At 60.0% G+C, this 16,162-nt stretch carries 14 protein-coding genes; 7 read left to right on the top strand and 7 right to left on the bottom strand.

Going from position 1 to position 16,162, the window contains the following annotated elements; all coding sequences use genetic code 11:
* Positions 1–203: 203 nt before the first annotated feature.
* The 6 genes from AC1DJW_RS05690 to AC1DJW_RS05665 all read right to left on the bottom strand — a co-directional run bounded on the left by AC1DJW_RS05690 (position 204) and on the right by AC1DJW_RS05665 (position 5,114).
* Positions 204–932 carry an amino acid ABC transporter ATP-binding protein gene (locus tag AC1DJW_RS05690; RefSeq protein WP_441437354.1) on the bottom strand — a complete coding sequence of 243 codons (729 nt, stop codon included), beginning with the start codon at positions 930–932 and terminating at the stop codon, positions 204–206.
* A 63-nt stretch (positions 933–995) separates the two neighbouring features.
* On the bottom strand, positions 996–1,898 hold the full coding sequence (locus tag AC1DJW_RS05685; RefSeq protein ID WP_441437355.1) for an amino acid ABC transporter ATP-binding protein: 903 nt from the start codon (positions 1,896–1,898) through the stop codon (positions 996–998).
* A 14-nt stretch (positions 1,899–1,912) separates the two neighbouring features.
* A complete protein-coding gene (locus tag AC1DJW_RS05680; protein WP_441437356.1) occupies positions 1,913–2,677 on the bottom strand; it encodes an SDR family NAD(P)-dependent oxidoreductase in 765 nt (254 codons plus the stop codon).
* Positions 2,678–2,792: 115 nt separating this feature from the next.
* On the bottom strand, positions 2,793–3,470 hold the full coding sequence (locus AC1DJW_RS05675; protein WP_441437357.1) for an amino acid ABC transporter permease: 678 nt from the start codon (positions 3,468–3,470) through the stop codon (positions 2,793–2,795).
* A complete protein-coding gene (locus AC1DJW_RS05670) occupies positions 3,467–4,123 on the bottom strand; it encodes an amino acid ABC transporter permease (protein ID WP_441437358.1) in 657 nt (218 codons plus the stop codon). Before AC1DJW_RS05670 ends, AC1DJW_RS05675 begins: the two co-directional genes overlap by 4 nt.
* 34 nt (positions 4,124–4,157) lie before the next feature.
* Positions 4,158–5,114: a transporter substrate-binding domain-containing protein gene (locus AC1DJW_RS05665; RefSeq protein ID WP_441437359.1), complete on the bottom strand. Its 957-nt coding sequence runs from the start codon at positions 5,112–5,114 to the stop codon at positions 4,158–4,160.
* A gap of 456 nt (positions 5,115–5,570) precedes the next feature.
* Here AC1DJW_RS05665 and AC1DJW_RS05660 point away from each other — a divergent pair, with 456 nt between their 5' ends.
* Positions 5,571–6,158: a DUF1349 domain-containing protein gene (locus AC1DJW_RS05660; RefSeq protein WP_441437360.1), complete on the top strand. Its 588-nt coding sequence runs from the start codon at positions 5,571–5,573 to the stop codon at positions 6,156–6,158.
* A gap of 70 nt (positions 6,159–6,228) precedes the next feature.
* Here the strand turns inward: AC1DJW_RS05660 and AC1DJW_RS05655 are convergent, their stop codons facing one another.
* Positions 6,229–7,767, bottom strand: a complete 1,539-nt coding sequence (locus AC1DJW_RS05655) for an alpha-L-fucosidase (RefSeq protein ID WP_441437361.1) — start codon at positions 7,765–7,767, stop codon at positions 6,229–6,231.
* A gap of 156 nt (positions 7,768–7,923) precedes the next feature.
* Here AC1DJW_RS05655 and AC1DJW_RS05650 point away from each other — a divergent pair, with 156 nt between their 5' ends.
* The 6 genes from AC1DJW_RS05650 to AC1DJW_RS05625 all read left to right on the top strand — a co-directional run bounded on the left by AC1DJW_RS05650 (position 7,924) and on the right by AC1DJW_RS05625 (position 16,142).
* A complete protein-coding gene (locus AC1DJW_RS05650; protein ID WP_441437362.1) occupies positions 7,924–10,356 on the top strand; it encodes a carbohydrate binding domain-containing protein in 2,433 nt (810 codons plus the stop codon).
* 109 nt (positions 10,357–10,465) lie between these two features.
* Positions 10,466–11,512, top strand: a complete 1,047-nt coding sequence (locus AC1DJW_RS05645) for a LacI family DNA-binding transcriptional regulator (protein ID WP_476900894.1) — start codon at positions 10,466–10,468, stop codon at positions 11,510–11,512.
* Positions 11,513–12,011: 499 nt separating this feature from the next.
* Positions 12,012–13,322 (top strand): ABC transporter substrate-binding protein, encoded by a 1,311-nt coding sequence (locus AC1DJW_RS05640; RefSeq protein ID WP_441437364.1) that lies wholly within the window; start codon positions 12,012–12,014, stop codon positions 13,320–13,322.
* A 69-nt stretch (positions 13,323–13,391) separates the two neighbouring features.
* Entirely contained in the window at positions 13,392–14,267 is an 876-nt protein-coding gene (locus AC1DJW_RS05635) for a carbohydrate ABC transporter permease (protein ID WP_441437365.1), read from the top strand.
* A 1-nt stretch (position 14,268) separates the two neighbouring features.
* The gene (locus AC1DJW_RS05630; RefSeq protein WP_441437366.1) at positions 14,269–15,180 is read left to right on the top strand and encodes a carbohydrate ABC transporter permease; all 912 of its coding nucleotides are present in this window, start codon (positions 14,269–14,271) and stop codon (positions 15,178–15,180) included.
* Between the two features lie 2 nt (positions 15,181–15,182).
* On the top strand, positions 15,183–16,142 hold the full coding sequence (locus AC1DJW_RS05625; RefSeq protein ID WP_441437367.1) for a glycoside hydrolase family 43 protein: 960 nt from the start codon (positions 15,183–15,185) through the stop codon (positions 16,140–16,142).
* Positions 16,143–16,162 lie beyond the last annotated feature (20 nt).

Raw genomic sequence — 16,162 nt, 5'->3', positions numbered from 1 at the left:
GGCTGCTTAGGGCAAACGGATTGTTCTCTGCGGCACCTACTGCGACGCGAATGATGCTATTGGAAATCCTATAGGAGATCCTTTAATAGTGAAATTGCTTTTGGGAAGATTTTCTGGACGGCGGGGTCCCAGGATTTGATGTGAACCGTACGCTGGTGGACTCAGCCGAGTCGTGGACCTCATGCCCAAAGGACCCGTCGGCCCTACAGCACCAGAATCTTCGAGAGGAAATCCCTGGCACGTTGCGTTGTGGAGTTCTGAAAAAACTCTTCAACGGGCAGGTCTTCAAGGATCCTGCCCTGGTCCATGAAAACCACCCGGTCCGCGGCCCTTTTGGCGAAGCCCATTTCGTGGGTGACACACAGCATTGTCATGCCCTCCTTTGCCAGACCAGTCATGACTGAGAGCACTTCGTTGACCATTTCCGGGTCCAGCGCGGATGTCGGCTCGTCGAAGAGCATGATCTCAGGGTCCATGGCCAGGGTGCGCGCGATGGCCACCCGCTGTTGTTGCCCACCAGAGAGGTTTTGCGGGTATTTGTCCCCGTGCGCTTCCAACCCGACACGGGCCAGTAGTTGTTTCGACCGTTCCATGGCTTTGGCCTTGCTTCGGCGAAGAACCTTGACCTGGGGCAATGCAACATTCTGCAGGGCCGTGAGATGCGGGAAGAGTTCGAAGTGTTGAAAGACCATGCCGACATTGAAGTGGAGTTTGCGTGGCACCTTTTTGCCCGGCTCCAGCTTGAACCCGGCGATGTCAATTCGTCCCGCGTTGATCGGTTCGAGTCCGTTGAGGGTCTTGATGAAAGTGCTCTTGCCGGAGCCGGATGGGCCGCAAATAATGACGACTTCCCCCTTCTCCACCTGCAGGGAACAATCTTTGAGAACCTCCACAGCCCCGTAGGATTTGGAGACGCCCTGAACAGTGATCATGTGATGCGTCCTTTGCTTGCGTAACTGCTGTGGGCTCGACTTGGGGCGAAGCCGGCCGGCGTGTCAGTGGTGAAGTGCACGGAGGAACTCGATGAACCGTGGGTGCGTGGGGTTGTCGATGGTTTCTTTGGCTGGCCCATCCTCGGCAATTTGACCGCTTTCCATGAAAATGACGCGGCTGCCGACCTCCCGCGCGAAGGCAAGTTCGTGGGTGACGACCACCATGGTCATTCCCTCGGATGCGAGCTGCTTCATTTCCTCAAGTATGTCGACCCGCAACTCAGGGTCCAGAGCGGAGGTTGCTTCGTCAAAGAGCATGACGTCAGGCTGCATAGCAAGCGCACGGGCAATGGCAACGCGTTGCTTCTGACCTCCGGAGAGGGAACTGGGGAAGAAGTCTCTCTTCTGTTCCATGCCGACTTTGCGCAGCCCGGCAAGGGCAAGTTTCTCAGCTTCGACACGATCAATGTTCTTAGCCCTGAGCGGACCTATCATGGCGTTCTCAAGCACTGTCTTGTGGGGAAAGAGATTGAAACTCTGGAAAACCATACCCATGGACATCCGCCACTGTGCCATCGCCTGCATTTCTGCCCGGCGACCCCTGAAATCGAAGAAGTCGATCTCACTGTTGGTCCAGGTCTTGCCCTTGAAGGTGATGGATCCCGTGTCTGGGGGCGCAATGAGGTTCATGGACCGCAGCAGTGTGCTCTTGCCGCAGCCGCTGGGGCCGACAAGGACCACTACTTCGCCGGCGTAGACGTCCAGATTAATGCCTTTGAGTACATTGACCTCTTTGGCGGTGCCGGCGTTGTAGGTCTTGGACACTTTGCGAAGTGCAAGAATCGGTACGCGCTGTTCAGTTTCGTCGCGCTGGGGGTCCGCGTCAGGGAGATCTTCAATGTCTCCAACGGCTATATCCTCGTGCGTCATGAGTTCTTCGCCGTTTTCGACTAGCGGATCGTTCATGGCTTGTGGCCCTTTCATACTGTGAGGCCGCCATCAGCCGTGAAGGCAGCGCCGGTGACATACGACGAATCATCGCAGGCAAGGAAAGCAACGAGGTTAGCGATCTCCTCATAGCGCCCCTCCCTCTTAAAGGGAACAATTTCCCGCACTCTGGCCCGCCGCTTTTCCATCATTTCGTCGGAGGAAATGACCTTGCGGTCTGCCATGAAATTTTCCAGAATTCCTGGGCAAACTGCGTTGGCCCTGATGTTGGCATCGGCGAAGTCTCGGGCCGTCACTTTGGTCAGCTGGAGCAACGCTGCCTTGGAGACGCTGTACGCGGCTTCGTTGGTGGAGGCCTTGAACGCGGCGATGGAGGCTGTGTTGACGATGACGCCGCCTCCGGCTTCGATCATCGACGGGATGACGCGTGAAGTCATCATGAACGCTGAGCGGACATTGACTTTCATGGTCAGATCCCAAACGTCCAGCGGGGTGTTCACGACGTTGCCAGTTGGATTGATTCCGGCGTTATTGAACAGCACATCGATGCTCCCGAACGCCTCCAGGCCGGTCGCCACCACCCGGTTCACGACCTCTTCTTCCGAGACGTCGCCGGCCACAGTCACGACCTCCGTCCCGAACCCGGCACGGCACTTGGCCGCCAGAGTCTCGACTTTGTCCTGGTCCAGATCGATCAGGACCAGCGAGGCGCCTTCAGCTGCAAAGCGTCGGGTGCAGGCCTCCCCCAAGCCGCCGGCAGCTCCAGTGATGAGGACTACCTTTGATTGAAAACGCATGGGAGCCTTCCGGTTTGATGTGCACCATATGCCTGGCGTATAAGGGGTGCTGGCTTGAAGATCTGTTGCCCGACGGCCGTGGAAGGCCGCCGGGGAGCATGAGTGGGGGACCAGATCACGGAATCCGCAGCTTTCGCTCGACCCATGAACTGAAGATAGTCATGATGAAAACGACCACCACATACATGAGTCCCACAAGGGTGTAGTACTCGAAGTATTGGAAGGTCTTGGCAGCTGTGTGGCTTGCCCTGTACATGATGTCGGCAACGCCAATAACACCGATGATCGACGAATCCTTGAGGATGATCGTCCACTGACTGACCAACGAAGGGATGGCCACCCGGATGCCTTGCGGCAGGATGATGTCGGTGTAGGTGCGGGTGGCCGACATGCCCAAAACGGCCGCCGCTTCCCGCTGGCCGCTTCCAACGCTGGACAAGGCCGAGCGCAGGATCTCTGCGATATAGGCGCTGTTGAGAATGGTAAGACCGATAATTCCAGCCACGATGGGTGGGATCGGAATGCCGGTGACGGCAGGGAGTGCGAAGTAGATAAAGAGGATGTAAACAAAAGCCGAGAGCGACCGGAAGATCTGCGTCAATGCAAATGCGGTCTTTTCCAGCCACTTGAGGCCGCTCAGACGCATCAGGGTCAGGATGAGCCCACCGATGCAGGCAAGGCCGAAGGATGCGAAGGTCACCGCGAGTGTCACGTAGATGCCCTCGGAGATCGCACCGGTGGAACCCAGAACAGGACCCCACGTGGCCCAAAGCTTTTCGAACCAGTCGCTCATTTGATCCGTAGCCCCCTTTCGGCGAGGTTGAAGGCAAAGGACGCCGCGAAGGCCATCAGGATCAGGATTATTGCCAATCCTGCGTAGGCCTCGAACGGCAGGAACAGGCTTGTCGACATGTCCTGGGCTACGAAAACGGCTTCAGCGACTCCGATGACGGCAGCGTAGGTGGCCCCTTTGAGTTGCATGACGAAGACGTTCCCCAGCTGGGGTAAGGCAATCCGGATTGCTTGGGGAAACAGCACGGAACTGTAAGCCTGCCAGCGTGTCATTCCGAAGGATTTGGCCGCCAACGCCTGTCCCTTGTCGAGGGCAAGGAATGAGGATCGAAAGACCTCGGCCGTGACTCCGGACGTTGCAATGCCTAGCGCGACGATCACGGCAGCCACCGGCGGGATGTTGAAGCCGATGACCTGCGATACGCCGAAATAGACCCAGAGAAGGAGAACGTACAACGGGGCCCCGCGCACGAACTGGACGAGGATGTAGGAAATCGTTCTGAAAAAACCGTTTCCGCGGGACATCGAGGCTAAGCAGAGGCCGACGACGACTGTTAGCACAAAGCTTGCAAGGGCAATGTAAATGTCCACTGCTGCCCCGGCAAGGAAGAGATCATACCGGCTGAGGACTTCGCCCCAATTCATATCAGGCATTATTTCCTAAGTGGCTGTGGGGAGGCTATCCCGGTTAGACCTCAATGAGGGCGCCGCCGGGTCCGACGGTGACGACCGGGAGCTTGAATTCGGTCCGGAGCGCATCTCCGACCCATTTGTTCCACAGTGTCGCGATCGTGCCACGGCCAGCGTGGTGGCGAAGCCAGTTTGAAACCCAGACCTGCGACTTGAAGTCGCCCTGGGGCAGAAGGAAGGTGTTGACGTCTACGTACAGCGGATCGCCGGGCAACACCGTCAGGCCCGGGTTGTTGCGGAGCCCGTTCATGACATTGAAGATCGATGCCAACGTGATGTCCGCACGGCCCGAAGCAACCTCTGCGATAGCCACAGTTGCATCGGCCAAAGCAACGAACGTTGCCCTGGGGTATCGTTGGGCGCCGATAATGGCCTGCGAGGATCCCTGGATCACAGCGATCTTCACGGCTGGATCGTTCAGTTGGGCGTCCTTTTCAAGAGTGCTGCCAGGCCTACGAAGAGCGTAGATGGCTGCATAGTTCGCCGGGATATCCGCGAACATGCCCTCGTTTGCCCGAGTCGGCAGGTTCGTCACCGGTTCGAGCATTTCGACTTTGCCCGACACCAGCGCAGGGACCAGCTGAGCGAAGGGCATCTCGGTGAAGTTGATCTTAATGTCCTTGTCCAGGTCCGCCATCATCATCTTGATCATTTCAACGCTGAACCCGTCCGGCTCCCCTGCGGAGTTGCGGAACTGCATCAAGGGGGTGGAGAACTCCCAGCCCAGGTTGGCTTCCTTTGTACGACGCCACTTGTCCACCAAAGGTTCTTTGTCCGGCGCGCCGGCACCCCCAGAGCTCGCACCGCCGTCGGCGCCCGGAATGAGGCGGGTCAGGCCAAATACGGCAGCACCAGCGGCTGCGCCGGCAATGAGCCCGCGGCGTCCGGGGTGCTCAGTGGCCTTGGTTGCCTGGGCTTCCTGCGTGTCGTTCTCGGTCTTGTCGCTGATGGCCATCTCAAGTCCTTCCTTGTGGGGACGCGGCTCATTCGATCCACGTTGCTGTGATGTAAATCATGCTATCTCATATCGTATAGGAAAACCTACAGGTTCTTGATCGTATTTGAAGTTTCGCCAAATTTGTCTGGGCAGCGTTTGATTGCGGCTTTGACTAGGCCGGTTGTGCCGGCAATTCCCGGGTCATGAATACCCGTGCATGCGCGTCAGGCTGCCGAGTACCGTTCCTCGCTCTGGCAGGCAGTAGTGTTATCTCATCTGCCGTTGCCGTCGTACCACTCGACTTTCCTGGGGAAATCTATGAATGAGAACGCTCTGCATGGATTTGGGGCTCGGCACTGATCGTCATCGCTTTGACGGCTTGCGGAGGCAGCGGCACGTCGAGCGACGCCGTGTCCAAGCCTGCCAGCAAGACAGCCACGCCGACGCCGACTGCGGCGAAAAGGAATTGACACAATGACTGAAATTGCTTGGACCGAGGGAACTTGGACGACCGAACCTGCGAACGTGGAGTTTGCCGAAGACGGCATGCTGGTGACCGCCGTCGAGAAGAGTGACGCCTGGCGCGTCACTTCGTACGGATTCATTCACGACACCGAACACGCCCTCCTCGCCCCTTTCGGGCAGGACACTGCCATGGAGGTGTCTTTCCATCTCGATTTCTCGGCCCAGTTCGACCAGGCCGGGATCTTCGTCCGTGTCGATGACACGACATGGATCAAGACGGGCATCGAGTGGAGCGACGGCGAGGGAAGCCTCGGAGCGGTGGTGACGCGTGGTGTATCTGATTGGTCTTTGTCCCCGGTTCCCGGCTGGGATGGCCGGTACGTCACTGTCCGGGCCAGTAGGTCCGGCAACGCCCTGACCGTCCGGGCCCGAGTTGATGACGACCTATGGCAGCTGGTAAGGGTAGCGCCTCTTGACCCGGAAGCTGTCGTCACCGCAGGGCCCTACTGCTGCGCCCCTTCGCGCCCTAACCTCACCGTGCTCTTCACGTCCTGGCGAACGACAGCCCCGGACGACAGCTTGCACCCCGACGCTTAGGTGCCCATCGAAGGCCGCGCTCCCCCGCCTGCCCTAACTGTCCTGCAGTCTCCCAGCACGGATATCCTCCTCATCCGTGCAAGAAGTCTTGACGGGGTGGGCGAGCCTCGTCTTCGAGATAGAGCCGCACGACCGGACCCGCCGCCGTCGACGATTGGGGCGGCAACGTCACATCAAGCGACTCAGCGGAACGCTGCCAAGCAACGTCGTCGGCAGAACCGAGGACTCGAACCTCCCGGATTCCTCGGGTAAGGAGCCCGGCGCCGCTTCCAAACGATCGGATTCTGGCCTTTCCATCCTGCGGATGTGCAAGCAATGTCGCATAAACGTAGTCGCCGGTGACATCGTTCCGAGTCGTGAAACGAACATCGGCGCCGGTGTAATCAGGCGAGGAAGTGTCGACGAACGAGCCGGCCGTGACCACCGTTGGACCTTCCCCGGGAATGATCCACGGTCGACTGCCGTAGATCGCTTCCCCGTTTCGGGTCAGCCACTCCCCGATGGCTTTGAGGAGCTGTCGTTCCCTTTCCGGGATGGTGCCGTCGGGCTTCGGTCCGACGTTCAGGAGGAGAACGCCGTTTTTTGAGACGGTGTCAACCAGTTCGGCAATTAGCTCGTCGGCGCCTTTGTACACGTGTCCTTCGACCCAGCTCCACGATGTTCGCGACACCGACGTGTCATTCTGCCAAATGTCGTCGCGAATGCCGCCCATCGTCCCGCGTTCGATGTCGTAGACAGCGCTCCCGGGCGCGAATGAATTCCACTTGAAGTTGATGACGACCTCACGGCCCCACTCGGCGGCGCGGTTGTAGTAGTACGCAGCGAAGCGACGCAGATACGGCTCGAACGCAGCCGACTCGATCCACCAATCGAAGTAGAAGATCTGCGGCCGGTATTTGTCGACGATCTCGACACACCTCAGAAGCCAGTCCTCGAGAAAGCGCTCATTCGGAGCGATCTCCTCACGCTGGGCCGGTCCATAGAAGTCCGCGTAAGCGGGATCGCGAACGTCGGAGTCGAACCGGGCACCTCCGTTCATGAAGAACCAATGCTCTGCGCGATGACTCGACGCGCCGAGAACCATCCAGGCACGATCCACTGCGTCGCCGAGCTGCCGGAACACGTCCTGGCGCGGGCCCATCTGCGTCACGCTCCACCGCGAACGGCCGGTGTCGTACAGGGCGAAACCGTCGTGGTGCTCGGCCACCGGCACCACGAACTGCGCCCCGGCCTCCTTGAACAGCGCGGTCCAGTCGTCGGGCTGGAACTTGTCCATGGTGAAACTTGGGATGAAGTCCTTGTACCCGAATGTGCGCTGCGCTCCGTATGTGGCGATGTGATGCTCGAATGACTTCGTACCCTGCAGGTACATGGAGCGGGAGTACCACTCGTCCTCAAACGCAGGGACGGAGAACACTCCCCAATGGAGGAAGATCCCAAACTTGCCGTCGCGATACCACAGCGGTGCCCGGTACCTCTGTAGCGACTCCCAGGTCGAGTCGTAGGGCCCGGCATCGATGACCTGCTTCACGCCCGCCAACGCCGCGGTGTTATCAGAAACATCGACCGGAACGGGGAGGTCGTCAGGGTTGATCAAGGGCAACGTCATTGTGGATCCTTCTCACGAGCGTCATCGAATCGAGGTTTTTGGGCCAAGCCGACCTGTTGGAAGGTTGACAGCATTGGGCGTTCTGCAGGACAGTGTACCTCAACTTGGAGCGCTCCAAGGATATGACTGTTCAAAGGAGAATGGAATGGAAATCCCATGCTGAAAAGTCCGAAACGTCCCCGAGCCATGCTTTCCCTCCTCGCCGCCGTACTCCTCACGGTGGCGGCACAAAGCAACGCCGGGGTGGCAAACGCTGCAGGATCAGACCACTTCGTTGATTGCTCGGCCAGCACGAATGGCCTGGGGACTCAGGCGAGTCCGTGGAATTCGCTGGCACCGGTGAACTCCCTGCAGTTCGGCCCTGGCGAACGAGTCCTGTTCAAGGCGGGAACGACCTGCGTTGGTCAGCTGACACCGTCCGGGTCGGGAGCGGCAGGCAGCCCCGCCGTCATCACAAGCTATGGATCTGGTGCCAGCCCGACCATCGATGGCAACGGCGTGGTGGGTGCGGTGATCAAGCTCCTCAACGTCCAGCAGTGGCAACTCTCGGGTCTCGAGGTCCGTAACGCCGCGGCGTCCCCCGCGTTCAGGAGCGGAGTGCTGGTCGAGAACTCGTCGGGGACGACGCTCTCGGGCATTTCCATTACCAACATGACGGTTCGCAATATCTCCGGATGGTCAGGCGGCTGGTACTCGTCGAACGCGGGAATCGGCGTCCAGACCGACCAGACGGCGTCCGTCTCCACCTGGAACGACATCACGATCGCCAACAACACCTTCGACCACGTCGACCGCATCGCCATTGCTGTCACACCAGACGGCAACGCTCGTGGTACGGGCCAGACGACGAACGTTCGCATCCTGAACAACAACATCCGGTACTCCGGCGGCGACGACATCCTGGTCGTCAACGGCGCTGGAGCGCTGATTGACGGGAATGATGCGGCATACGGCGGGGTCAAAGCGACGACCGGCTGCCCGCCCTCCGGGAACATCTGCAATACGGCCGCAGCTTCAATCTGGGTGGCCGGCAGCAGCGACACGACGATCCAGAACAACACAGTGGCGTGCACGATCAACCAGCAGGACGGCATGGCGTTCGACGTCGACTGGGGCAACCACAATACGACGATCCAGTACAACTACTCGCGCAATAACTCCGGTGGCTTTCTCTTGATGATGCAGCAGATCGGGAGCGAACCCCCAAGCGACGGAACGGTCGTCCGCTACAACGTGAGCGAAGACGATACGAACACGGCCGGTTGCCCGATTACCAGCAACTTCAACCGAGCTCACAACGTGTTTGACTTTCCCGGGGCCATCCCCAACCAGAGCGGCTCAGCCGCGCCCCTTCCGGACATCTACAACAACACGATCTATATCTCATCCGGACGGGCGACATCGGTGATCGGAACGCGAACCGGCAATACGCAGTCAGGTTCCTACAAGCTCCGAAACAACCTGGTGCTGAACTTCGGATCCAAGGGCTACCTGCAGACGACGGGTTCCGTCTTCGCCAACAACCTGCTGTATGGGCCGCGCAATAACAATGAGCCGACGACGGGGACCATCTATCTGTCGCCACAGTTGGTCGGTCCGCTGCAATCCGCGACGCAGGCATCGGGCGGCGCGGCGGCCTATCAGCCGCGCGAGTCCTCGCCCGCCTTGGGCGCTGGCGTCCCCATCGCCTCGAACGGCGGCCGGGATTTCGTCGGCAACCCGGTTGCGGCTGTACCCAGTATCGGTGCCTATGAGACAGCCAGCACGAATCTTGTTCCAAATGGCAGCTTTGATTCGGGAGCCCTCACGCCCTGGACGCTGAGTGGGTCAGGATCGTCAGTGACGACAAGTACGTGGTCGAACGGCCCCTCTGCCCTGCAGACCGGCAATGCGAACAGCGGAGCCGAAAACACTGTCAGCGGGCTCACTCCCTCGACCACGTACCTCCTCTCGGCATGGGTCAAGGTGGGTGTCGTCGGCGAGCAGCTCGCGATAGGAGTCAAGAACTACGGCGGAACGGAGACCTTCAGCAAATCGACCGACACGGCCTGGGCGCTCAATACGGTGGCATTCACGACCGGATCCACCAACACGACCGCGACGATCTACTGCTACAAGAACGCCGGGACCGGCCCGGGCTTCTGTGACGACTTCAGCATCGTCAAGCTCACCAACCCAGGAAGCCTGGTGTCTAACGGAGGGTTCGAGACCGGCTCTCCATCACCCTGGACGCCGTCGTCGTCAGTCCCCGTCAGCCTCAACGCTGGTGCCGCCCACAGCGGGTCGTTCGGGCTCGCGACGGGACCGGCGAACAGTGGGGTTCAGCAAACGATCAACGGGCTCCGGCCCGGCACGACGTACGTTCTCACGGGGTGGCTGCATGCGGTGGCGGGCGAGGAGATTGCTCTCGGCGTCAAGTCATTCGGCGCTGCCGAGTCATTCCACGCGGTGGCCGGGGCGACATACGCTCCCGCGGCAGTGGTGTTCACCACGGGCACTGCCAGCACGCAAGCAACCGTCTATTGCTACAAGAACGCGGGATCGGCGGCCGGGGCATGCGATGACCTCGCGCTGAAAGAGGTGGGCTAGTCACCAACTCAATCTGTGGCTGTGTCGGCAAATCGCCGACACAGCCACATCGCGCTACTGTCTTTCGTACGCTACTGTCTTTGTTACGCTCCAAATCGGCCGCCAGCCGATGGATCTTCAGGCGCGGCGAGTTAATTATCGAAGGACGGGAATGGGCCGGCAAGTAACACTGGAAGACGTCGCCGCCGAGGCGCACGTCTCGAAGAGCAGCGTTTCGAACGTGATCCGAAACCATCCGAATGTTAGGGAATCGATGCGCCAGCGCGTCAACGCGGCCATCGAAAAACTCGGCTACCGCCCCCAGGCCATTGGCCAGAATCTCGTCTCAGGGCGGACGGGTCTCGTGAGTCTTGCGATCCCCAATTTTGCGCAGCCCTACTTCGCCGAGTTGGCGCGGGCCGCGGTTGCCGCAGCCGACGATGCCGGGATGCGCCTGATCGTTCAGCAGACCGATAATCTCCTGGAGCGTGAACGAGAAGCTGCGGACTCGTGGAATCTGGGCTCCGCGGATGGTCTCATCTTCAGCCCATCGGTGATCGAGGACGAAGAGATCGAACTGAGGCGTGGCCGGGCACCGCTCGTGCTGTTGGGTGAGCGATCGAAGTTGTCGTCCGTTGATCGCGTCGGCATTGACTCGGTGGCGATTTCACACACTGCCACCAAGCACCTGTTGGATCAGGGCCGGTCGCGACTGGTGATGATCGGGGACAAGACGTTCGGTGACCCATTCGTGGTGTCGGAGCGTGAAGCCGGTTTTCACCTGGCGCTGGAGGAGGCCGGTCTGCGCGAAGCCGGGCCCGTCACGGCCGTTCGGGATTGGACTCGCGACGACGGAGCCCGCTCAATCGAAGAGCTCGTCGACGCCGGCGTCGAGTTTGACGGGGTTTTCTGCGCGAACGACCTGCTCGCACTGGGCGCGATGTCGGCGCTTCGGCGACGCGGCCTGAAGGTCCCGGAGGACGTCGCGGTGATCGGAATCGACGACATCGAAGACGGCCGGTTTGCTTCACCGACGCTTTCCACGATGTTCATCGACAAAGAGTGGATGGCGCGTGAGGCGATCCGGCTGCTAGCCAAGCAACTCACCGACCCGGACTCGGTCCCCGAACAACTCAGCGTTCCGTTCCACCTCGTCGCGCGCGAATCAACCGCTTAGCCCGCTGACCCCGGGGAAACCACATCAGTTGTCGCCGGCACCTGCGCAGCGACTGCCCCCTGCCCTGCCCAGCAGAACCGCAGAGCCTCCATCACCGGCTCCCCGAAGGGCGGACGCTGCGGCGCCCGCGGGTGCACGGCCCTCAGCCTCCGGTGCTATCCGCACGGCCTTCCGTCCATGGTCCCGATGCAGCCGGTCCTCGCACACAAACTCCTCCGGAACCTGCTTCTCGCTGCCAGATTGAAGCGGGCGTAGCGGGTCGATATCGCCTTCGTGACGTCACTGCGTTCGCTTTTTGAAAGCTCCCCGGTGGAGCGTGCCGTAGCGGCGCGCGCCAGACGGCGCCCGCCGCTACGGGACATTCACAGAGGATTCCTCGAACACCGCTCCCGGGCATCTCTGAGAAGTCGAAAGCGCTGACTTGACAAATCCATGGTGCGAGATCATTCTGTAGATGCGCCCATTTGGAGCGTTACAAATTCTCAATGGAGAGGACACCATGAATCACAGCACCCGACCTGTTCGCAGGGATGTTGCTCCTTCAGACAGCACTAGAGGCCGTCGCGGACGCCTGGTCGTGGGAGCTGTTCTCGCCCTGTCCGCGCTCCTGATGACGGGTTGCTCGTCGACTGGCGCAAGCGGAACCGGCGACAAGACTGTCCTGAAGGTGTATGGCTGGAAAGGCGGCGACGCCGAGCCGGCGAACGTGAAAGAAATCAACGCCGCCTTCGAGAAGGCGAATCCTGATATTTCGCTCAAGTACGAATTCATCCCGTCAGCTGCATATCCCCAGCGTGTGCAGTCCGAACTTCTCGCCGGAAACACCGCCGACGTCATCATGACCGACTCGGCCAAGGTTCAGGACTGGGGATCCTCGGGATACCTCGAGGATCTGTCGTCGCAGCCCTGGGTGGGCGGGGTGCGCAAGGAGATCAAGCCGTTCGTTGAGAACGAGGGTAAGACCTATGCGATGCCGATGGAGGTTATTGGCATTTCGCTGTTCGCCAACAACGCCCTGCTGCAGAAGGCAGGAATCACGTCGACGCCCGCGACGTGGCCCGAGTTCGAGGCGGCCCTTCAGAAGGCGAAGGACGCCGGCATCACTCCAATTTCTTTGCCCAACAAGGGCGGGTGGACGGGAGACGCGGCGATCAACGCCATTGCTGCCACGCTCGTGTACAAAGACAACCCGACGTTCGACGCGGACTTCGTGCAAGGAAAGGCGTCTTTCTCTACGTGGAAGTCGTCGCTGCAGCAACTGATGGATCTGCAGTCGAAGGGGTTTGTTGATTTCAAGAGCGAGCTTGGCGTTGATGAGTGGAGCACTGGGATCTCTGACTTCCAGGCGGGCAAGAGCGCATTCTATGTGCAGGGCGCGTGGAACCAGTCAGCGTTCACGAAGGCCGGGCTGGATGACTCGTTGATCCCGTGGCCGGCGACCAGCAAGGCCGATTCGAACGCGAACCTGTTTGTCGGGACGATGTTCAGCGTCAATGCCAAGTCGAAGGTCAAGTCGGCGGCAGAGAAGTATGTCGAGTTCTGGTCTGAGAGCAAGAACGCCTCTCCTTATCTGGAGGCCGAGAATGCAGTGTCGCCGTTCACCAACGGCGAGAACCCGTCCGGAGCCGCGACAAAGGCCTTCGTTGCGGCGGTGAACGAGGGAAGGTACCGCATCCTTCCTTCCAACACGTGGGCGGATGCCGCGGGCGAGAAGACATTGCAGGAGCAGATCCAGGCCCTCTGGCTTGGTCAGCAGAGCATCGATCAGACGGTCAAGAACCTCGACGAGAAGCTCAAGCCCAAGAAGTAGGCAACGGCGGCAGGGGCCGTGTGGCATCCAGCTCGGCCCCTGCCGTTCAGTTCAATTGAAGGAATTTCGATGATCCACCGCAGACCGCTCGTAGCCGTCGCTTTCATGGCCCCCGCCCTGGCGTTGTACTTCGCCATTATTGTGTACCCGCTGGTGCAGGGGCTCGTGTTGAGCGTCACGGACAGCAAGATTGGCAATGCCGGCGACTTCGTCGGAGCGGCGAATTACGCCGCCATGGCAAAGGACGGCGACGTCATACGAGCACTGGGCGTCACGGTGGCGTATGCGGTCGTGGTGGTCATCGCACAGAATGCGATCGGTCTGGTCCTGGCCAGGGCTCTGTTCATGCGCCCGCGCGTCCGCCAGCTGGGCAGCACAATCATTCTCGTTCCCACTCTCATGTCAGCCGTGATGGCCGCGTTCGTCTGGAACTCGCTTCTGGCACCAGACGGAGCTGTCAACTCCCTCCTTAAATCGCTGGGTTTGAACACGCTCACACATGTGTGGCTCGGCGATCCGTCAACGGCACTCTGGGCGATCGCGCTGGTCAACATTTGGATGTTTTCGGGCTATTCAGCTGCCATCTTTTTAGCCGGGTACATGAACCTCCCGGCCGAACTCCTCGACGCATCGAGCGTGGATGGAGCGACAGGCTGGCGCAGATTTGTCTCGGTCGAGTGGCCGCTTCTCGCCCCGGCCACGACCGTAAGCGTCACCCTTTCCCTTCTGGGGTCGCTCAAAGTTTTCGAACTCCCCTTCGTGATGACGAACGGTGGGCCAGCCGGTTCAACCACGACCCTGACCATGCTGATCTTCCAAAAGATCTTCGGAGGACAGGGAAGTTTCGCCTATGGCACGACCATTGCCGTCCTGCTTCTGGTTGTCGTCGTGCTGTTTGCCGGAGCCACCCAATCCCTTCTTCGACGTCGCGAGGAGCGAATCTAACATGGAGAACACAACGATCACCGCAGCTCCAACACCCCCGACAGCATTCCGAGGGGAACGTCGAGCGGAACGTCGAGCCGGGGCACGACGTCGGCGCGGGCCCCTATCGCTGGTCGGCGACGTGATCCTGGCCATGTCCGTCATCCTGATCTTCGTCCCGTTCGCCTACACAGTCGTGACATCCTTGCGCCCGCCTTCCGACGTGATCAACGATCCGCTGGGCTGGCCGACGAGCCTGACGATCGATAACATCACGAACGCCTATTCGAAGATGAACTACACCCAGGGGGTGCTCAGTTCGACCATTGTCTTGGCGGGCGCGTTGATCTTGACCATCATCGTCGGAGCGCTTGCCGCGTACCCGCTTGCACGTATCACCCGTTCGTGGACGACGTGGGTGTACCGCCTCTTCCTTGCGGGCTCGACGGTCCCGATCTTTGTACTAATCGCACCGCTATACCTCTTGCTTCGAGACGTTGGCCTTCTGAACAGCTACGCGGGAATCATTCTCGCCTACACCGCCATCAACCTTCCGGTCGCGATCTTCTTCTACACGTCGTTCTTCCGACAGATTCCGATCGAGCTGGAGGAAGCGGCCGCGATCGATGGATCGGGACCGGTGCGCACGTTCTTCGTTGTGCTGTTCCCTCTCCTCCGACCCGTCACTGCGACCCTTGCCACGTTCCTGACTCTCAGTGTCTGGAATGACCTGCTCATTCCGCTGGTCTTCGTGCAGGATCCATCGTTGAAAACGGTGATGGTGAATGCCTACTCCCTTGTTGGCAGCTACACCCTGGACCCGAGTTTGCTCTTCCCCGCCGCGTTGCTCGGCGTCGCGCCCCTACTCATCGTGTTTGCCTTCTTGCAACGGCAAATCGTAAGCGGACTCACGATGGGTGCCGTGAAGTCCTGACAATGGCGAACAACAACTTACAACAGGCAACCGCTCTCCAAACAACGAACCCACGCCACGCCACGATCGAACGGTCCGAATTGCGCATCCGAGACCCGTACATCGTGGAGTACGAGGACCGCTACCTGCTCTTCGGGACGACGGATCCGAGCCCCTGGCACGGGCCGGGGGCCGGGTTCGACCGTTACGAGAGCGATGACCTCGAGCAGTGGAGTGGACCCTTCCCTGCCTTTCGTCCGGGTCCTGGATTCTGGGGCGAGACCCAATTTTGGGCGCCAGAAGTGCATTACTACAACGGCACATGGTGGATGTTTGCGACCTTCGCCGACCGCGCGGGCCGCCGCGGCACCCAGGTGCTGGCAGCAGCAGCCCCAGATGGGCTGTTCCAACCATGGAGTGACGGACCTGTCACACCGAGTGGATGGATGTGTCTTGATGGCACCCTGTACCAGGATCGCTCCGGTGCGCCATGGCTGGTCTTCTGTCATGAATGGCTTCAGGCAGGGGATGGCGCAATTTATGCGCAGCGTCTCAGTGACGACTTGCGAACCTCGAGAGGGGATCCGATTCTCCTGTTCACGGCCTCCGAGGCGCCCTGGACACGACCCTTTCGCAATGAGGAAACGGGTTACGACGACATCGCGTTCATCACTGATGGTCCCTTCGTGATCCACGATGACGCGGGGCTTGCACTCCTCTGGTCCAGCGGCGGCGAAGGAGGCTATTCAGTCGGAGTGGCCCGCAGCTCCACCGGACTCATCACCGGACCTTGGGTGCACGAATCGCAACCCCTCGTTGGATCTGATGGCGGACACGCAATGCTGCTCACAACACGAAATAGCCGCTTTCTGGTGTTTCACCAGCCCAATGAACTGACCTTTGAGAGGCTTACGATCCGATGCGTGGCCGAAACCAACGGGATCTACCGGGTCCCAGCTCCAAATGACGACTATTCCAACTAAACAAAACAATCGCCTCAGTG

Source organism: Arthrobacter sp. 05L417 (genome assembly GCF_056397865.1).
This window is presented reverse-complemented; position numbering and strand designations above follow the sequence as displayed.

What these genes read in the sequence shown, in the direction of transcription:
- AC1DJW_RS05635 (WP_441437365.1), top strand. Translation starts at nt 13,392, where the DNA reads ATGATCCACCGCAGACCGCTCGTAGCCGTCGCTTTCATGGCCCCCGCC.
- AC1DJW_RS05680 (WP_441437356.1), bottom strand. Translation starts at nt 2,677, where the DNA reads ATGCGTTTTCAATCAAAGGTAGTCCTCATCACTGGAGCTGCCGGCGGC.
- AC1DJW_RS05690 (WP_441437354.1), bottom strand. Translation starts at nt 932, where the DNA reads ATGATCACTGTTCAGGGCGTCTCCAAATCCTACGGGGCTGTGGAGGTT.
- AC1DJW_RS05685 (WP_441437355.1), bottom strand. Translation starts at nt 1,898, where the DNA reads ATGAACGATCCGCTAGTCGAAAACGGCGAAGAACTCATGACGCACGAG.
- AC1DJW_RS05670 (WP_441437358.1), bottom strand. Translation starts at nt 4,123, where the DNA reads ATGCCTGATATGAATTGGGGCGAAGTCCTCAGCCGGTATGATCTCTTC.
- AC1DJW_RS05645 (WP_476900894.1), top strand. Translation starts at nt 10,466, where the DNA reads ATGGATCTTCAGGCGCGGCGAGTTAATTATCGAAGGACGGGAATGGGC.
- AC1DJW_RS05650 (WP_441437362.1), top strand. Translation starts at nt 7,924, where the DNA reads ATGCTGAAAAGTCCGAAACGTCCCCGAGCCATGCTTTCCCTCCTCGCC.
- AC1DJW_RS05640 (WP_441437364.1), top strand. Translation starts at nt 12,012, where the DNA reads ATGAATCACAGCACCCGACCTGTTCGCAGGGATGTTGCTCCTTCAGAC.
- AC1DJW_RS05625 (WP_441437367.1), top strand. Translation starts at nt 15,183, where the DNA reads ATGGCGAACAACAACTTACAACAGGCAACCGCTCTCCAAACAACGAAC.
- AC1DJW_RS05665 (WP_441437359.1), bottom strand. Translation starts at nt 5,114, where the DNA reads ATGGCCATCAGCGACAAGACCGAGAACGACACGCAGGAAGCCCAGGCA.
- AC1DJW_RS05660 (WP_441437360.1), top strand. Translation starts at nt 5,571, where the DNA reads ATGACTGAAATTGCTTGGACCGAGGGAACTTGGACGACCGAACCTGCG.
- AC1DJW_RS05655 (WP_441437361.1), bottom strand. Translation starts at nt 7,767, where the DNA reads ATGACGTTGCCCTTGATCAACCCTGACGACCTCCCCGTTCCGGTCGAT.
- AC1DJW_RS05675 (WP_441437357.1), bottom strand. Translation starts at nt 3,470, where the DNA reads ATGAGCGACTGGTTCGAAAAGCTTTGGGCCACGTGGGGTCCTGTTCTG.
- AC1DJW_RS05630 (WP_441437366.1), top strand. Translation starts at nt 14,269, where the DNA reads ATGGAGAACACAACGATCACCGCAGCTCCAACACCCCCGACAGCATTC.